Below are 526 nucleotides of genomic sequence, written 5' to 3' on the forward strand. Positions count from 1 at the left end.
TGTCGCCCACGACGCAGGCGTCGTAGTGCGCCTTCTTGCGCGGGTACTTGAGCGAGCTGCGCGGGCGACAGCGGTGAGCGGCGGCGCGCCGACGGCGTAGGGAGCTCCCCGCGACGCGCGCAAGTTGAATACCAAAGGACGCAGCGGCCGACCCGTCGTCGTTCTTCTCCTTCGACAGGCCCTTCGTGCCGTCCTTCTCGCAGTACTTCTTGGCGTTGTCCCAGGCGCCGCCGGCGTTGCTCATCATTATGGCGACCATGGCGCCGCTCACGATGGCGCCGCCCAAGACGCCGACCAAAGTCGCGGGCCCGACGAGGAAGCCAACAAACAACGGCGCGAGGACGGCGTAGGTGCCCGGCGCAATCATCTCTCTTACGGAAGAACGCGTCGAGATCTCGACGCACTTGTTGCTGTCGGGGGTCACGTCCATGTGGGGAGGAATGGGCTCGCCGTTCGACGCCATGACGATGCAGTCCTTGAGCGTGGTCTTGCCGTCCTGCGCCACCAAATCGGGGCGGTTGTGGAA

General features: G+C 65.6%; 1 protein-coding gene. It reads right to left on the minus strand.

What is annotated here, in order from left to right; genetic code table 11:
* A partial coding sequence (locus QF777_12205; protein ID MDP6912287.1) for a sodium/proton-translocating pyrophosphatase occupies positions 1 to 526 on the minus strand: 526 nt, incomplete at both ends.

The organism is Acidimicrobiales bacterium, from assembly GCA_030747595.1.
GTDB lineage: Bacteria > Actinomycetota > Acidimicrobiia > Acidimicrobiales > MedAcidi-G1 > UBA9410.